Raw genomic sequence first — 331 nt, 5'->3', positions numbered from 1 at the left:
CACTGCCTCACACTCCTCCCCCGCGCCCTGCCTCTCCCCCCCCCCCCCCGCCCCACCCCGCCCCCCCCCCCCGCCCCCCCCCCCCGCCCCCCGCCCCCCCCCCCTCGGCCACATCCGCGGTCCCATTCGCTGCGCCGCCAGGGCGTCCCCCATGCGGCGAAAGGCGGTCGGGACTGGGGGCCTCCACCGCTTTCCCTTTTCCCTGCGGCGGGGGCCCCGCGGGGGCCGGGCGCGCCGCAAACCATTCCCGGGCCCCCCCCCCCCCCGGCGATAAAACAAAGTGGTGGCCGTGTTGTAAATAATAGCCAATAAGGTTGATTTAGAAGGATTA

The organism is Kitasatospora sp. NPDC059722, assembly GCF_042733235.1.
Lineage (GTDB): Bacteria > Actinomycetota > Actinomycetes > Streptomycetales > Streptomycetaceae > Kitasatospora.
This window is presented reverse-complemented; position numbering follows the sequence as displayed.